The organism is Tropicimonas sediminicola (genome assembly GCF_900188335.1).
Lineage (GTDB): Bacteria > Pseudomonadota > Alphaproteobacteria > Rhodobacterales > Rhodobacteraceae > Tropicimonas > Tropicimonas sediminicola.
Genome location: NZ_FZOY01000003.1, coordinates 175,680 through 191,798, shown reverse-complemented (window position 1 = coordinate 191,798; position 16,119 = coordinate 175,680). Strand labels below are relative to the sequence as shown.

Below are 16,119 nucleotides of genomic sequence, written 5' to 3'. Positions count from 1 at the left end.
GCAATGCCCTGTCCAAGTTGCACCCGAGAGGCGTGGCGCCGGCCCTTGCCGGCCCGGCACGACGCCTCCGGGCCTCAAGCCTCAGCCGACAGAGCCTTCCAGCGAGATCGCCACGAGCTGCTGGGCTTCCATGGCGAACTCCATCGGCAGCGCCTGCAGCACTTCCTTGCAGAAGCCGTTGACCACGAGGGCCACCGCCTCTTCCTCGTCCATGCCGCGCTGGCGGCAGTAGAAGAGCTGGTCGTCGTCCACCTTGGAGGTCGTCGCCTCGTGCTCCACCCGGCTCGAGTTGTTCTTCACCTCGATGTAGGGAACGGTGTGCGCCCCGCAGGTCGAGCCGATCAGCAGGCTGTCGCACTGGGTGTAGTTGCGCGATTCCTTCGCCTTCGGGTGCACCGAGACCAGCCCGCGATAGGTGTTCTGGGCCTTGCCGGCGCTGATCCCCTTGGAGACGATCCGCGAACGGGTGTTCTTGCCGAGGTGCACCATCTTGGTGCCGGTATCGGCCTGCTGGTAGTTGTTGGCGATGGCGATCGAGTAGAACTCGCCCTGGCTCTCCTCGCCGCGCAGAACGCAGGAGGGGTATTTCCAGGTGATCGCTGACCCGGTCTCGACCTGCGTCCACATCACCTTGGAGCGGTCGCCCCGGCAATCCGCGCGCTTGGTCACGAAGTTGTAGATCCCGCCATGGCCGTTCTCGTCGCCCGGGAACCAGTTCTGCACGGTGGAATACTTCACCTCCGCATCCTCGAGCAGCACGATCTCGACCACCGCCGCGTGCAGCTGCGCGACATCGCGCTGCGGCGCGGTGCAGCCTTCGAGGTAGCTCACGTAGGAGCCCTTGTCGGCGATGATCAGGGTGCGCTCGAACTGGCCGGTATTTTCGGCATTGATCCGGAAGTAGGTCGAGAGCTCCATCGGGCAGCGCACGCCCGGCGGCACATAGACGAAGGACCCGTCGGAGAAGACCGCCGAGTTCAGCGTCGCGAAGAAGTTGTCGGACTGCGGCACGACCGAGCCCAGGTATTTCTTCACCAGCTCGGGGTGCTCCTTGATCGCCTCGGAGATCGAGCAGAAGATCACGCCGGCCTCGGCCAGTTCCTTCTTGAAGGTCGTGCCCACGGAAACCGAGTCGAACACGGCGTCCACGGCGACCTTGCGGCCCTCCTCGGGCGTCTCGCCCGCGCCTTCGACACCGGCCAGGGTGGCCTGCTCCTTGAGCGGGATACCGAGCTTGGCATAGGTTTCCAGCAGCTTCGGATCGACCTCGTCCAGCGACTTCGGCTTCTCCTTCATAGAGGCCGGCGCGGCGTAGTAATACTGGTCCTGGTAGTCGATGGCCGGCACCTTCAGCAGCGCCCAGTCCGGCTGCTCCATCTGCTGCCAGCGCCGGAAGGCGGCCAGGCGCCACTCGGTCATCCATTCCGGCTCGCCGTTGCGCTCAGAGATCAGCCGAACGATGTCCTCGTTGATGCCCTTGGGGGCATAGTCCATCTCGATCTCGGTGTCCCAGCCGTACTTGTAGGTGCCCATGTTCTGGACAGCCTCGACGGTCTCGCGGTCCACACCTTCCCGAATGTCGAGCTTCTCTTCCACTACCGTCATGTCCTATCCAATCCGTCTACTTTGGCGGCGCCGGCTCAGGAGCCCTGCCCCGACCGTGCCATCATCCGTCCATGGGCGGCCGCCCAAGCTTCGGCGAACCGCAAAACCTCTTCTTCCGTCGTCTCCGGCCCGATCGACACCCTGATCGCGCAGGACGCGCCGTCGCCGAGTCCCATCGACTGCAGGACCCGGCTGACCTTGACCTTGCCGGAGGAACAGGCCGATCCCGCCGAAATGGCGAAGCCGGCCAGATCCATCTGCATCACCTGGGTCTCGCCCCGCCAGCCCGGCACCACGATGCAGGATGTGTTGGGGAGTCGCCTCGACGATTTCCCGACAAAAATAATATCCTTTGCGGAAGATTCCAGAGCTTTTTCTAGAATGCTTCTAAGTTTTTCCACCCGCTCCCAGCAACCCGCTTCCAGATCGCGCTGCGCGGCTTCCGCGGCGGCGCCGAAGCCCGCGATTCCGATCAGGTTCTCGGTGCCGGAGCGCCGCCCCATCTCCTGCCCGCCACCGCGGATGCGGGCCTCCACGTCGAGGCCCCGCTTCAGCACCAGCGCACCGACGCCCTTCGGTCCGCCGAGCTTGTGCGCCGACACCAGCGCCATGTCGCATCCCGACCAGTTGAAGGCCAGCGGCACCTTGCCAAAGGCCTGGGTCATGTCGCTGACCGCGAGCCCCTCCGGCAGCGTCTGCAGGATCCCGGTCTCCGAATTGGCCAGCTGCAGGGTGGAGCGCCCGGGCTCGCTTACCGTCACCAGGCCGCCCGCCGAGACCGGCAGGCTCGTGTCGATCCAGCTCGCCACCGCATCGTGCTCGATCGCGGCGCCGACCAGCCCCCGGCCGGCAAGCGCCAGCGCCGCGGCTTCGGTCGCCCCGGAGGTGAAGACGACATCGGCGCCCTCCGCGCCGAGCGCCCGCGCCACCTGTGCCCGCGCCCGCTCGACCAGCGCCTTCGCGGCGCGCCCCTCCGCATGTACGGAGGACGGGTTGCCGACGAGGTCCATCGCCTTCAGCATCGCCGCGCGGGCTTCGGGCCGCAGCGGCGCCGTGGCGTTCCAGTCGAGGTAGCTCCGGCTCATCCTTTCCCGCCCGCCCTTCTTCTTGGCTCAAATACCCATGCCGAAGGCGCGATCTTTCGCAGGAAAGATCGTCTCCCGCGCCCACCGGGCGGGAGTGTCATAGGTCAGCGCGCTACTCGGTGCAATCGTCGTGGAGCTGGAACAGCGACGGCACGGCCGGACAGGGCGCCAGATCGTTGTTCACCACGTCCGACAGCCGTGCCTGGTGCAGGAACACGTAGACATGGGCCGAAAGACTTTCCCAGAGCCGGTTGTTCAGCGATTGCGCCCGGCTGCCGGAGACACCGCCCTTGGCGCCCGCCCCGGTGTGCAGCGCGCTCACCGTCTCGTCCACCGCGGTCAGGACCTCGGAAACCCGGATCTGCTCGGCCGGCCGGCCCAGCCGGTAGCCGCCGCCCGGGCCCCGCACCGATTCCACGAGTCCCGCACGCCGAAGCTTCACGAAGAGCTGTTCCAGATAGGGCAGCGAGATGTCCTGCCGGTCGCTGATTTCGGAGAGCGACACAAGATCCCCGGCCGGGGCCAGCGCGAGATCGGTCAGCGCCACCATCGCGTAGCGGCCTTTGGTGCTGAGTTTCACGGAACACCCCTCCCGAAAGGTTGACGTGGGCCTCGGGGGAGCTTAACTGCCTCAGGCTCCGCTGTTATATGCAGCCCACGGAATGGAAGTGTTCTAGTTACCCCGACCGATAGCGTCAATCGCTCGCGATGACGCATTCGCAACCAGACAAGGAAAGAGGCAGGCACATGCCCGAGGTGATATTCCCCGGACCCGAAGGACGGCTGGAGGGCCGCTATCACCCGCAGAAGGAAAAGGACGCGCCGATCGCGATCCTGCTTCATCCGCACCCGCAGTTCGGCGGCACGATGAACAACAAGGTCGTCTACAACCTCCACTACACGTTCCACAACATGGGCTTCACCGTCCTGCGGTTCAATTTCCGCGGCGTGGGCCGGAGCCAGGGCGAGTACGACCAGGGCGTGGGCGAACTCAGCGACGCCGCCTCGGCGCTGGACTACCTGCAGTCGATGAACCAGAACGCCAAGCATTGCTGGGTCGCCGGCTTCTCCTTCGGGGCCTGGATCGGCATGCAGCTGCTGATGCGCCGCCCCGAGATCACCGGCTTCGTCTCGGTCTCGCCGCCGGCCAACATGTACGACTTCTCGTTCCTCGCGCCCTGCCCGTCCTCGGGCCTGATCATCAACGGTGCAGCCGACCGCGTGGCCCCGCCCAAGGACACCCAGGCGCTGGTTGCAAAGCTTCACGAGCAGAAGGGCATCACCGTCACCCACGAAGAGATGGAAGGCGCAGGCCACTTCTTCGAGGAGCCCTACATGCAGCCGATGCTCGATCACGTGGAGACCTACGTGCGCCGCCGGCTGACCGAAACCACGCGCTGAGGCCCGCCATGAGCGTCCTGGAGGATCTCGCCGACAGCCTGGCGAAGGACACGATCGAGGAGGCCTTCCGGATTGGCCGGGAGAGCCTGATCACCGACGTCGCAAAGCAGCTCGGCGCGACCTCCACGACGATGGAGGAAGCCTACCTGACCTCGATCCGGATGCGCCTGGCCGAACGCCGGGCGCGGGAGTTCCTGACGACACAGGTCAAGCAGGCCGACGCGAAGAGCGGCTGACTCGGGGCAAGGGCGCGCACGGGCAACGCTTGTCGTTGCCCGACGAAGCGCCTAAAGGCGGGGCATGACCGATAAACTCGCCGACCAGATCGCCTTTCTGCAGGAAATCGACCGCCTGAAGGGTGTGCTCCGGGCAACGCCCATCGCCGACAATTCGCGCCGCGAGAACTCGGCCGAGCATTCCTGGCATATCGCGATGTACGCGCTGGTCCTGGCAGACGAGGCCGGGCCGGAGGTGCGGATCGACCGGGTGATCCGGATGCTCCTGCTGCACGACATCGTGGAAATCGACGCCGGCGACATGCCGATCCACGAGGTCCACGATGCCGAGGCCCATGCCGCCAAGGAGCGCGCCGCCGCGGACCGTCTGTTCGGCCTGCTGCCTGCGGCGCAGGCCACCGAGTTCCGCGCTCTCTGGGACGAGTTCGAGGCCGCGGAGACCGCCGATGCGATCTTCGCGAAAACCATCGACCGCGTGCAGCCTCTGCTTCTGAACCTCGCCAATGGCGGCGGCAGCTGGATCGACTACGACGTGACGCTCGACCAGATCGACGACCGCGTCGGGGAAAAGGTCATGCGTGGGGCCCCGGCGCTTTGGCACCATGTGCGTGCCCGCGTGGCTGGGTTTTTCGCCAGTCAGGCAGCCTCGGTGCCCGCTCCGGAAGCAGCGCATCCAGAACCACGAAAGCCGTGAGCACCCAGGCCAGAGCAAGCCCGATCTGACCGAGCCGGCTCAGCATCGCCACCTCGGCGCTGTCGGAAAGCGGCGCGATCGCGCCACCGAAGAGGATCAGGAAGGTCGTCATGGCCGAGCCCGCCAACGCCGAATCCGGGCGTTCGGAGGCGTGCCACCAGCCAAAACCTAGGCAGACCGCCAGCACCACCAGCGCCAGGAACGGAAAGAACGTCGCCGCCACGACGAGCTCATGGGCAGTCACCGCCGCGAGGCCGCCGATCAGGTTCGCCGCCAGCATCGCGCCCGCCACGGCCGGCCCGTCCTCGGTGCTGGCGGCCAGCTGCTGGGCGAGGATCGCCACGAAGAGCAGCGTCAGCGGCGCGCCGCCATCCACCAGGAAGAACGCCAGCGCGAAGGGCACCGTCACCAGCGCCATGCGCACCAGGCGGCGCTCCGGGTCGAATTCCGGCTCGCCTCCCTGCGGCGCTTCCTGCTGCACATGCGCCTGCTCCGGGACCGGCAGCAGCACGAAGGCCGCCCATGTGGTCAGCAGCGCGAAGACCATGTTGGCCGACAGCCAGAACACGACGCCGACCGCCAGTTCGACCGAGCCCCGCGCCAGCAGCGGCACCAGCAGCGCCGCGAGCAATGCCAGCACGACGAGCAAGGGAGAGCGCCCCCTCACGGAAAGTCCGAATGCCCAGAGGACGGCGAGGCAGACCCCGATCAGGTAATGCACCGGATAAGGCTGCAGCAGGCTGAACACCGCTGCCGCCAGCATCAGCAGGCCCAGAGCGGTCAGCACCAGCTTCGTTCCGCCCGCCAGTGACGGCGGCGCCGGCGCCTGCAGGAAGAGCGCGGCAAAGACCGCCCCGACAAAGGCCATCGGCCAGTCGAACGCGACGCCGAGGATGAAGAGCACCGCCGGCCCGAGCGCCAGCCGCATGCCGCGGCGGGCGTCCTCAATAGGCATAGGAAAGCCAGGACAGCGCGCGGATATAGGCACGCCCGAGCGCGTTCAGGACCGGGTTGTCGGTCGTGTAGACGATCACGTCGGCCTGCCCGTTGATCTGGTACAGCACGTCGTCGTCCGGGTCACCGGCCTCGTAGCCCGGCAGGACGATCCGTACGGGGAATCGCTGCGGCGCCCGCATCCAGCCGGAGCTGCGGGGCGCGGCGGCGAGCGTGCCGGGCTGGTTCTCGGTACCGATGGCGACCGCGCCGGAGAAACTCTCGACCCGGCCCTCCAGCACCCGGCCCGGCTGGATGTCCAGCGTCACCTCGACGGGGTCGCCCACGCTGACCTCGCCGAGGTTGTTTTCGGTGAGGAAGGCGTCGATCCAGACGAACTCGGTATCCACGAAGGTCATCAGCGGCGTCCCGGCCTTGGCATAGGCGCCGGCCGCGACGTCGAGATTGCTCAGCCCGCCCGCCGTGGGTGCGGTCAGTTCGGTCCAGCCAAGTTCCAGCTCGGCCTGCGCAACCTCGGCGAGCGCCCGCCGGATCGCGGGGTTGTCCGCGCCCTCGGGGCCGAGCTGCTGCTGCGCCCGCCACAGATCGGCCTCCGCCCGGGCCTGCGCGCCCTCCGCATCGGCCAGCGCGGCCCGCGCCGCATCGCCACGCGCGGCGGCGATCAACCCCCGGGTCTCCAGCTCGAAGACCCGCGAGGTCTGCAGCCGGACGTTCTCCAGCGCAGCCTCCGCCTGGCTCAGCGCGGCCTGTGCCGCAGCCACGCCCGCCGAGCTCTCCCCGATCGACAGGATCGCCGCGTCCAGCTCTGCCCGCGCCCGGTCCAGCCGGTTCCGGTAGGCCCGCGCGTCGATACGCGCCAGAACCTCTCCGGCCTCCACCAGCTGGCCGTTGGAGACCGCCACATCGACCAGCGACCCGGACACCTGCGGCACGATCGGCGTCACCACCGCCTTGACCCGCGCGTTGGAGGTGAAGGGCGTCAGCCGGTCGGCCGCCAGATACCAGGCGAACACCAGCACCCCGATCAACAGAACCAGTCGGATGAGCGTCTTCATGCGTTTCTCCTCAGTCCCGCACCCCCGGCACACCCCAGCACAGGATTCCAGCTCTGTCACCCGGACACAAAGCCCGCCTCGGAAATCACCGGTTCCGCGGCCCGATGCTCGCTGAGATGGCAGCGCCGCGGCAAAACGGTATACATTTGCATACCATATTCCCGTGCCGATCGGATTGCGCTATGACGCGGGCAGGTTCCGACTCAATCCAGCCCATTGCAAGAGAGACCCCATGACCAAGATCAAGGTGGACAACCCCATCGTCGAGATGGACGGCGACGAGATGACCCGGATCATCTGGGACTTCATCAAACAGAAGCTGATCCTGCCCTACCTGGACCTCGACCTGCTCTACTACGACCTCGGGATCGAGGAGCGGGACCGTACCGAAGACCAGATCACCATCGACGCGGCCGAGAAGACCAAGGAAGTGGGGGTCGCGGTGAAATGCGCCACCATCACGCCCGATGAAGCGCGGGTCGAGGAATTCGGGCTCAAGAAGATGTGGCGCTCGCCCAACGGCACGATCCGCAACATCCTCGGCGGCGTGGTGTTCCGCCAGCCGATCATCTGCCGCAACGTGCCGCGCCTCGTGCCGGGCTGGACCCGGCCCATCGTGATCGGCCGCCACGCCTTCGGCGACCAGTACCGCGCCACCGACTTCAAGTTCCCCGGATCGGGCAAGCTCTCCATGAAATTCGTCGGCGACGACGGCACGGTGATCGAGGAGGAGGTCTACCAGGCCCCCTCCTCCGGCGTCTTCATGGGCATGTACAACCTCGACGATTCGATCCGCGATTTCGCCCGGGCCTCGTTCAACTACGGCCTGAACCTCGGCTGGCCGGTGTACCTGTCGACCAAGAACACGATCCTCAAGCAATATGACGGGCGGTTCCTTGAGCTGTTCCAGCAGGTCTTCGAGGAAGAGTTCGAGGAGAAGTTCAAGGAAAAGGGCATCTGGTACGAACATCGCCTGATCGACGACATGGTCGCCTGCTGCATGAAGTGGAACGGCGGTTTCGTCTGGGCCACCAAGAACTACGATGGCGACGTGCAGTCCGACACCGTGGCGCAGGGCTTCGGCTCGCTCGGCCTGATGACCTCGCAGCTGATGACGCCGGATGGCAAGATCGTCGAGGCCGAGGCCGCCCACGGCACGGTCACCCGCCACTATCGCCAGCACCAGGCCGGCCAGCAGACCTCGACCAACTCCATCGCCTCGATCTTTGCCTGGACCGGCGGGCTGAAGCACCGCGCGAAGCTCGACGAGAACATCGCCCTGATGTCCTTTGCCACGACGCTGGAGAAGGTGATCGTGGAGACCGTCGAGGACGGCTTCATGACCAAGGATCTCGCGCTGCTCGTCGGCCCGGACCAGGGCTGGCTCACCACGATGGGCTTCCTCGAGAAGATCGACGAGAACCTCAACCGCGCGCTCGCCGGCTAGGCGGAGCGCCAGACGCGGACCGGGCGGCGTGCAGGCGCACCCCGCCCGGCGCTGCGTCCTTTTCGGGCATCGGAGGGCGCAGGGGTACGGCCTCCGCTAGGTAAGCCTCAACCCTCGGCACGCAGCATGGTACGCCCGTCCCCGAACCACCGTGGGCCGGTCGCAGCCGGCCCGGCCCATGGCGGCATGCAAGATACATGGAGCCCGCGCCTTGCCCTCCCCGATGCTTTCGCCGCCCGATGCCGACGCGGTGCGCCACACCCCGGTCGACGATGCCCAGGGCCTCGCCATCGGCGTGTTCATCTGCGCCCTCGGCCTCACCTTCCTTGCCCATCTCGGCTTCCTGACGGGCCAGACGGCCGGGGTGGCGCTGATCATCTCCTATCTCACGGGATGGTCCTTCGGGCTGGTCTTTGCCGTCATCAACCTGCCGTTCTACTGGCTTGCATGGCGGCGCATGGGGCTGGAGTTCACGTTGAAGTCGCTGGGCTGCGTCTTCGCGCTGTCGCTTCTGGTGGACCTGCTGCCGCACTGGCTGGCCTTCGAGCGGCTGACGCCGCTGCTCGGCACGGTGGTCTTCGGCGTGCTGACCGGGCTGGGGCTGCTGGCGATCTTTCGTCACCGCGGCAGCCTCGGCGGGCTGGGCGTGCTGGCGCTGCTGGCGCAGGACCGGCTCGGGATCCGGGCGGGCTATGTGCAGCTCGCGGTCGACATCGTGCTCTTCGCCGTCGCCTTTTTCCTGTTCCCGGGCCATGTCGTCGCCTATTCCTTGCTGGGCGCGGTGGTGCTGAACGGCGTGATCGCCGTCAATCACCGGCGCGACCGCTACATCGCAACGTGAGGTTTCCATGCCGACCCATGTCGTCGCGCTGATCGGCGCCATTCTGACCGAGGTCGTCGGCACGACGGCGCTGCATTCCAGCCAGCAGATGACGCGGCTCGGGCCAACACTGGTGATGGCGCTGGCTTATGCGGTCTCGATCTACCTGCTGTCGCTGGCGATGAAGGCGATCCCCGTCGGAGTCGCCTATGCGATCTGGTCGGGGTTGGGGATGGTGCTGATCACGCTGATCGGCTTCAAGGTCTTCGGGCAGAAGCTCGACGCGGCGGCGATGATCGGCCTCGCACTGATCGTGACCGGCGTGGTGGTGATCCAGCTTTTCTCGAGCGCCGGCAGTCACTGACAGGCGCCTGCGGCCGGTTCAGGCTTCCAGCTCGGCATCCCAGTAGAGGAAATCCAGCCAGCTCTTGTGCAGGTGATTGGGCGGGAACTTGCGACCGACGTTGCGCAACTCTTCCGCACCCGGGCGACGCGGCGACTTGAGCAGGCTCATCCCGGCCTGGCGCAGCGACTTGGAGCCCTTCTTCAGGTTGCAGCTCGAACAGGCGGCGACCACGTTCTCCCAGCTGGTGATGCCTCCGCGGGCGCGCGGCACGACGTGATCGAAGGTAAGATCGCCCTTGGCGCCGCAATACTGGCAGCAGAACTGGTCCCTCAGAAACAAATTGAAGCGCGTGAAGGCCACGCGCTTCTGGGGTTTGACGAAATCTTTCAGGACGACCACCGAGGGTATTCGGATCGTGGTGGAGGGGCTTCTGACGACCTCGTCGTACTCGGCCACGATATCCACCCTGTCGAGCCAGGCCGCCTTGATCGCCTCCTGCCAGGGCCAGAGTGACAGCGGGTAATAGGACAGCGGCCGGTAATCCGCGTTCAGCACCAGCGCCGGATGGTGCCGCAGATTGTTCGGTTCCCGCACGAAGTGTTTTCTGAAATCGCCGTCCATGGTCCTGTGACTCCGCCCCTGCCCTGCCTGCCTGCTCCGTGGCTCAGGGCGGGACACCCCGCCCCAGCTGAAGACAACTATATGTGGCGTTTTCCGCCTGACAACCCTCGTGATACGGTGGATTTGGCCATTGGGTATCGCGGCTCGGTGACATCGATGTGACAATTATCCACAGCCGGGGAGCGTCACCCGCCGGATCGGCGCCAGCCGGTCGAGGAAGGCGGCGTCGTGGCTGACCACCAGCATCGCGCCGGCATGGCCGGACAATCCGGCCTCCACGGCTTCGAGCGCGGGGATGTCGAGGTGGTTGGTCGGCTCGTCGAGCACCAAGAGATCGGGCGGAGAGGCCCCCGCAAGCACCAGCGCGAGGGCGGCCTGCATCCGCTCGCCACCGCTCAGACCGGCAACCTCCGCGTTCCCAGCCGCACCGCGAAATCCCATCCGCGCGAGTGCCGCATGGATGGCGTTCCGGCCGAGCCCGGGGTGGTGGCGAGCGAAGGCGTTGGCGAGGGTGCCGGCCTCCCCGAGCAAGGCTGTCTGCTGGTCCAGAAAGGCGAGGCTCCCGCGCGAGATCTCGCCCGCGTCGGCCTCCAGAAGCCCCGCGCACAGGCGGAGGAGCGTGGACTTTCCGGAGCCGTTCGGCCCCACCAGCGCAACCCTTTCGCCCGCCTGCACATCCATGGAAAAGCTCTGCACAACAGGTGCTTGCTCACCGAATCTGAAGCTCACTTCGCGCAGATCCAGCACTTTCCCGTGGCGTCGCGCATCCGGCGCGGCATCGAGCCGGCGCGGCCGGGTTGGCGGCAGGGCGGCGCGCGCCTCTTCCAGTTCCACGCGCGCCTCGCTCCGCTTGCGTTCAGCCAGCCGCGCGGCGCCGGCACCACGGCTTTCGGCGCGGTCGCGCATGGCGTCGGTCAGCATCTTGCCCTGGCTGCCGGAGACCCGGAGAGCGCGTCCCTGCCGCGCCCGGCCAGCGCTCTTGCGAGCGCTTTCGCCAATCGCCGACTCGACCGCCGCGACCGCCCTGTCGGCCCGCTCCAGCCGCGCCTCGGCGCGGGCGCGCGCAGCAGCCCGGGCCGCCTCGTAGCTGGACCAGCCGCCGGTGTGGAGCTGAGCCGATCCGGCCTCCAGCGCGAGGATCCTGTCCATCCCGTCGAGCAGCGCCCGGTCGTGGCTGGCCACCAGCGCCAGCCCCCGCCCGCGATGCTCGTTCAGAAGGGAGCGGACAATCTGCCGCCCCTCCGCGTCGAGATCGTTGGTCGGCTCGTCGAGCAGCACAATTTCCGGGCAGTCGAAGAACAGCGCCGCCAGCGCCGCGCGCCGTTGCTGGCCGCCACTGAGTCGCCCAAGCGACGCGCGCGGATCGACGGCGCCGAGCCCGACGCGGGCCAGGGCCGTCTCGAGCCGGGATTCGAGCATCCAGTCGGCCTCGGCCAGGTCCTCCGCCGTCGCCCGCCCGGAAGCGGCGCGGTCGAGCAGGTCCAGCGTACCTGCCTTGCCGAACAGGCACGCGACACTGTCCTCGGGGTCGAAACTCTGGCGCAGACGGGCTGTCGTGCCGGCGCAGATCACATGCCCGGCGCGGGCGGGCACATCTCCGGCCACGACCCGCAGGAGCGTGGATTTGCCGGACCCGTTCGCGCCCACCAGGCCAATCAGGCCGGAGGTCAGGCTGCAGGTGAGCCCGGTGACAAGGGGTGTGGAATCAGGACGGGAAAGGGTGAGGGAATCGAAGGTCAGAAGGGGCATCGGCAACGCGGATTGGGAGAGCGGGACGGGCGAATGCGGTCGCTGCCTTGATGTCCACTGCTCTGTCCTCCGTGTGCGCCTGCGGCTCTGCCTCCCTACCCTTTCGGCAGGCGGTTCCGACGACGGCTCTATCCCATCGCCGGCCCCGGCCTGTCAAGGCGGCGGATCAGTCCGCGTCCAGCCCCAGCTTGTTGCGAATGAAGCCCACCGCCTGGCCCAGCCCGTCCGGCGCGATGCCGTGGCCCATGCCTTTCATCACGAAGGCATAGGTCTCGAACTCGGCGGCAACCAGCGCGTCGGCGGCCTCTTTCAGCGAAGGGAACGGCACCATGTCGTCCTGGTCGCCATGCAGCAAGAGCACCGGCATCCGGACCTTCGTCTCGGCCTGTAGCCGCTCCGGCTCCAGCAGCCGGCCGGAGAAACCGACCAGCGCGGCGATCGGGGCATCGCGGCGCGGTGCCACGTGCAGGCTCATCATCGTGCCCTGGCTGAAGCCGAGCAGGACCAGGCGGTCCGGCGTCAGCCCCTCGTCGGCCAGCACCTTGTCGATAAAGGCGTTCAGGTCCTCCACAGACGTTGCCATGGAGGTCTTGGCCGCCTCTTCCGACGAGCCGTCGAGCCAGGGGATCGGGAACCATTGGTAGCCGAAGGGATTGCCCACGCAGCGCTCCGGCGCGTCGGGCGCGTAGAAGGCGGTGTCGGGCAGATGCGGCATCAGCGGATCGGCTAGGCCGAGCAGGTCGTTGCCGTCGGCGCCATAGCCGTGGACGAAGATCACCACCTGTTTCGCCGTGCCCCTGGCGGCGCCCTTGCGCCCGGATTTCAGTTCTCGTGCCATGCTTGCGCGTCCCTGCTGAATGTACCTGCCGTCGCCCGGTCCTACCCGTTCGAGACGGCCTTTGCCAGCCCGCGCCCCTCGTCCCCGCCCTGGGCCCATCGCGCGGTTGTGCGGATCGAGGCCGACTCCGGAGTTGACGTTTCCGCCCCCAATCGGTGAGCGTGTCGTGAACCTTTTCCAGCTTCGGGCACCAGAACCATGACCCTGATCCGCCTCGTCCCGGTCACCGAGATCCCGCACGTCCCGCACGCCTCGGTCAAGACCGGCAATGCCGCGCTCGACAACAGCTGGATGTCCGGCTCGCGGCTGAATTCCAAGCTCCTGCCGAGCACCTCGAAATGCATTCTCAAGAGCGAGTCGATGATGCTCTTCCTGCGCGGCGGGATCGACGGCAAGGAATACGACCAGGGCCTCAACATCTTCGATGCACCGATCGTCGATTTCGAGGGGTGGAAGGCCACCGGCTGGACCGTGCGCAGCCCCGATGTTCCGCTGTTCCAGCCCGATCAGATGCCGGCGCGCTTCAGCCATGTCGATGGGTTCATGTCCGGCCACGTGCCGGTCTGCATGTCGAGTGGACGGATCATCCTGTCCTACAAGTTCAAGGAGCGGAACGGGCCGTCGGACGTGGTGTTAGAGGGCGACGGCGCGACGACGGTCTTCGAAGCGCCCTACCCCGTCGGCTTTGCCCAGAGCGTCAGCCTGTCCCTGATCCGCCGCGGGAAGGCCGCAGAGGGCAAGGGGCGCAAGAAGGGACGCGGCGAGAAGCTCGCGCGCAACCAGGATTACGCCTTGCGCAATGTCGGGACGGATGCGCCGCTGCAGATCGAGTATCCGCTGAACGGCAAGCCCCTGCCCCGCGGCGCGCGCCTGTCGCTGACCTACAATCTCAAGGCCTTCCGCCACTACGTCTATTCGGACGACGGCGGCAACACCTGGACCTACGGTGGCCACTACACCGACGAGAACGGACGCCCCGGCCGGTTCGGGCAATCGGCGATCCTCGAGCGGGCTCCGGGCGACTGGGTGATGGCCGACAACACCGGCGAGGACAACATCATCTCGGTGCGGTTCAGCAAGGATGGCGTGGCCTGGGGCGCACCGATCAAGATCTACGAGCCGACGGTCGGCGACGACTGGTTCGACCAGGGCCATATCATCGGGCTGGTCTTCTTCGAGGACCCGCAGGACCCGGACTGGGTCTACCTGATCTACACCGGCGGCAACGGCTTCGACGGTCCGGACACGCCGCAGTTCGACTATCCTGAAGCCGCGGGCCTGCTGCGCTCGCGACGCGACGACATGACGAACTGGGAGCTCTATCCGCACAACCCGATCCACACCCGCGGCTCGATCTCGGGGGCCTGTTCGGGCGGCATCTGGATGCCGTCGGTGGCCCGGATCACCGATTACCTGTTCTCGTCCGGCGAGACCGTGGGCGCGCTGCCGGTGCCGCTGCGCCCTGAACAGCTCGACGGGATCCGGGACATCCAGTACGGCCAGCTCGAAGACCGCGTCGTGATCCCGCACCTTCCCGCCTATGCCGCCCGCACCCTTTCATTCGCCGTGCAATTCACCGCCGAGGAGCTCAAGGGCGACGTTCTGGCGAAATCGCGCAACAACGAGACTGATGGCGATTTCCGGCTCAGCATCGAACGCAACGGCGTGATCCAGGTGATCCATTCGGTGAAAGGGCGCAAGCGCCGCGTCAGCAGCAAGCCACGGTCGGTGCAGGAAGGCGAGCGCCACGAGGCCATCGTGACCTTCGCCCCGGAAGGCGTGACGCTCTGGCTCGACGGCCAGAACGTCGGGACATCGAGGGGCAACGGCGATGTGACGGCCAATTCGAGCCCGTTCATCCTCGGCCAGGGGATTCGGAACCGGTTCGACATGCGCGGCACGATCCACCGCTTCGCCGTCTTCGACCGGGCGATCGGCCCAGCCGATCTGGACGTCACGGGCCCCGAGGATGCCGGCGTGATCGGCTGGTGGGATTTCGACGCGGCCGCGCCGACCGCCGATGACACCTCCCGCGCCAACACCGCCGAGTTGCAGGGCAATGCGACCGTCACCGAGAACGGCGTCCGTTTCATCGGTCCGACCTACGGCAGCACCATCGCCTCGCAGCAGCTGCCCTGCACCTACCGCGGACCGCTCTGGTCGGAGATCTGGGACGCCACGCCCTTTCCCGACGGGCTCTACACGCTGCAGTCGGTATCCCTTCCCGATGCCTGGGTCGGGCTTTCCTCGGCCGCGCCCGACGCGGCGCTTGCGCTGGTGCAGGCCCCCAGCCGGTGGCGCCTGACCTGGAAGGAAGGTCACCTGACCCTCGCCACCCCGGACCGCGTTGTCACCTCGCTCGACCGCCACAGCGACGCGCCCCCGGCACTGGCCGCCCCCATCGACGGCAATGTCACCCGCGTGCAGCAGTTCCACCTGATCACCAGCCCCGACGGCGTACGGCTGCGCAACCGTGACAGCGGCAACATGCTCTCGGTGGCGGAGGGCAAGCTCGGGCTGCGTGCCTACCTCGGCGACGAAAGCGAGCTCTTCATGCTGGTGCCCGCGGGCTGAAGCGGCCGCGGCGGCATCCTAGCGGATGCCTTCGCGGCTCTTGGAGACGCGGAAATAGGCCCAGAGCAGCCGCGCTGCGACGCCCCGCCAGGGGCTCCAGTCCTCGGCCATCTGCCGCAGCGCCTTCTCGGTCGGGCGGGCTTCCAGTTCAAAGATCATCCGCGCGGCCTCCTGCAGGGCCAGGTCGCCCGGCGCAAAGACATCTGCCCGTCCGAGGGAGAACATGGCATAGATCTCGGCCGTCCAGCGGCCTATCCCCGGCACCTCCACGAGCGTTGCGATCACCTCTTCCGCCGGCGCATCCCGCAGCGCGGCGTAGTCGATACGCGCCTCGGCCAGCGCCTTGGCATAGCGGATCTTCTGCCGGCTGAGGCCGCAGGCGCGCAGCTCTTCGTCGGACGCCCAGCCCACCTTGCGCGGACCGGTCAGCCGCGCCGCCTTGAGCCGCCCCCAGATCGCGTCCGCCGAGGCCACCGAGACCTGCTGGCTGACGATCGCGGCCAGCAGCGCCTCGTAACCGTCCTTGCGCCGTCGCAGCGGCAGCGGGCCGGTCCGGATCAGGGCCGCGGCAAAACGTGGCTCCGTCCGGGCCAGCCAGTCGGCCCCTTCGGCCACGCAATCCGGGGTTTGAATGATCCGCCCGACCCGAGACATCGTTTCACCTTTCCACGGCAAGATTCTGTTTTGCCTGCCA

At 67.2% G+C, this 16,119-nt stretch carries 15 protein-coding genes and 1 pseudogene; 7 read left to right on the top strand and 9 right to left on the bottom strand.

Annotated elements, in window-relative coordinates:
- Positions 1-81 precede the first annotated feature (81 nt).
- The 3 genes from sufB to iscR all read right to left on the bottom strand — a co-directional run bounded on the left by sufB (position 82) and on the right by iscR (position 3,270).
- Positions 82-1,605 (bottom strand): Fe-S cluster assembly protein SufB, encoded by a 1,524-nt coding sequence (gene sufB / locus CHB86_RS09440; RefSeq protein WP_089232787.1) that lies wholly within the window; start codon positions 1,603-1,605, stop codon positions 82-84.
- 35 nt (positions 1,606-1,640) lie between these two features.
- Positions 1,641-2,690 carry a cysteine desulfurase family protein gene (locus CHB86_RS09435; protein WP_089232786.1) on the bottom strand — a complete coding sequence of 350 codons (1,050 nt, stop codon included), beginning with the start codon at positions 2,688-2,690 and terminating at the stop codon, positions 1,641-1,643.
- A gap of 112 nt (positions 2,691-2,802) precedes the next feature.
- Entirely contained in the window at positions 2,803-3,270 is a 468-nt protein-coding gene (gene iscR / locus CHB86_RS09430; RefSeq protein WP_089232785.1) for a Fe-S cluster assembly transcriptional regulator IscR, read from the bottom strand.
- Between the two features lie 167 nt (positions 3,271-3,437).
- On the opposite strand from iscR, the gene CHB86_RS09425 reads away from it, so the two are divergent.
- The 3 genes from CHB86_RS09425 (at position 3,438) to CHB86_RS09415 (ending at position 5,021) form a co-directional block, all read left to right on the top strand.
- On the top strand, positions 3,438-4,091 hold the full coding sequence (locus tag CHB86_RS09425; RefSeq protein WP_089232784.1) for an alpha/beta hydrolase: 654 nt from the start codon (positions 3,438-3,440) through the stop codon (positions 4,089-4,091).
- 8 nt (positions 4,092-4,099) lie between these two features.
- The gene (locus CHB86_RS09420; RefSeq protein WP_089232783.1) at positions 4,100-4,327 is read left to right on the top strand and encodes a hypothetical protein; all 228 of its coding nucleotides are present in this window, start codon (positions 4,100-4,102) and stop codon (positions 4,325-4,327) included.
- A gap of 64 nt (positions 4,328-4,391) precedes the next feature.
- Entirely contained in the window at positions 4,392-5,021 is a 630-nt protein-coding gene (locus CHB86_RS09415; protein ID WP_089232782.1) for an HD domain-containing protein, read from the top strand.
- Positions 5,022-5,559: 538 nt separating this feature from the next.
- On the opposite strand, the pseudogene CHB86_RS25040 reads toward CHB86_RS09415, so the two are convergent.
- Positions 5,560-5,949 (bottom strand): annotated as a pseudogene (locus CHB86_RS25040) (DUF2955 domain-containing protein); the annotation flags it as partial.
- A gap of 16 nt (positions 5,950-5,965) precedes the next feature.
- Positions 5,966-7,030: an HlyD family secretion protein gene (locus tag CHB86_RS09405; RefSeq protein WP_089232780.1), complete on the bottom strand. Its 1,065-nt coding sequence runs from the start codon at positions 7,028-7,030 to the stop codon at positions 5,966-5,968.
- A 232-nt stretch (positions 7,031-7,262) separates the two neighbouring features.
- Between CHB86_RS09405 and CHB86_RS09400 the strand changes: the two genes are divergently transcribed.
- The 3 genes from CHB86_RS09400 (at position 7,263) to CHB86_RS09390 (ending at position 9,661) form a co-directional block, all read left to right on the top strand.
- Positions 7,263-8,477, top strand: coding sequence for an NADP-dependent isocitrate dehydrogenase (locus CHB86_RS09400; protein WP_089232779.1), 1,215 nt, complete (start codon positions 7,263-7,265; stop codon positions 8,475-8,477).
- 223 nt (positions 8,478-8,700) lie between these two features.
- Positions 8,701-9,318, top strand: a complete 618-nt coding sequence (locus tag CHB86_RS09395; protein ID WP_089232778.1) for a YitT family protein — start codon at positions 8,701-8,703, stop codon at positions 9,316-9,318.
- Positions 9,319-9,325: 7 nt separating this feature from the next.
- Positions 9,326-9,661 carry a DMT family transporter gene (locus CHB86_RS09390; protein WP_089232777.1) on the top strand — a complete coding sequence of 112 codons (336 nt, stop codon included), beginning with the start codon at positions 9,326-9,328 and terminating at the stop codon, positions 9,659-9,661.
- An 18-nt stretch (positions 9,662-9,679) separates the two neighbouring features.
- On the opposite strand, the gene CHB86_RS09385 is transcribed toward CHB86_RS09390, so the two are convergent.
- The 3 genes from CHB86_RS09385 to CHB86_RS09375 form a co-directional block, all read right to left on the bottom strand.
- Positions 9,680-10,264: an HNH endonuclease gene (locus CHB86_RS09385; protein ID WP_089232776.1), complete on the bottom strand. Its 585-nt coding sequence runs from the start codon at positions 10,262-10,264 to the stop codon at positions 9,680-9,682.
- A gap of 165 nt (positions 10,265-10,429) precedes the next feature.
- On the bottom strand, positions 10,430-12,013 hold the full coding sequence (locus CHB86_RS09380; RefSeq protein WP_089232775.1) for an ABC-F family ATP-binding cassette domain-containing protein: 1,584 nt from the start codon (positions 12,011-12,013) through the stop codon (positions 10,430-10,432).
- 166 nt (positions 12,014-12,179) lie between these two features.
- Positions 12,180-12,851, bottom strand: a complete 672-nt coding sequence (locus CHB86_RS09375) for an alpha/beta hydrolase (RefSeq protein WP_089232774.1) — start codon at positions 12,849-12,851, stop codon at positions 12,180-12,182.
- Between the two features lie 198 nt (positions 12,852-13,049).
- Between CHB86_RS09375 and CHB86_RS09370 the strand changes: the two genes are divergently transcribed.
- Positions 13,050-15,425, top strand: coding sequence for a LamG-like jellyroll fold domain-containing protein (locus tag CHB86_RS09370; RefSeq protein WP_089232773.1), 2,376 nt, complete (start codon positions 13,050-13,052; stop codon positions 15,423-15,425).
- A gap of 18 nt (positions 15,426-15,443) precedes the next feature.
- Here the strand turns inward: CHB86_RS09370 and CHB86_RS09365 are convergent, their stop codons facing one another.
- Positions 15,444-16,079, bottom strand: a complete 636-nt coding sequence (locus CHB86_RS09365; protein WP_089232772.1) for a DNA-3-methyladenine glycosylase family protein — start codon at positions 16,077-16,079, stop codon at positions 15,444-15,446.
- Between the last annotated feature and the right edge of the window lie 40 nt (positions 16,080-16,119).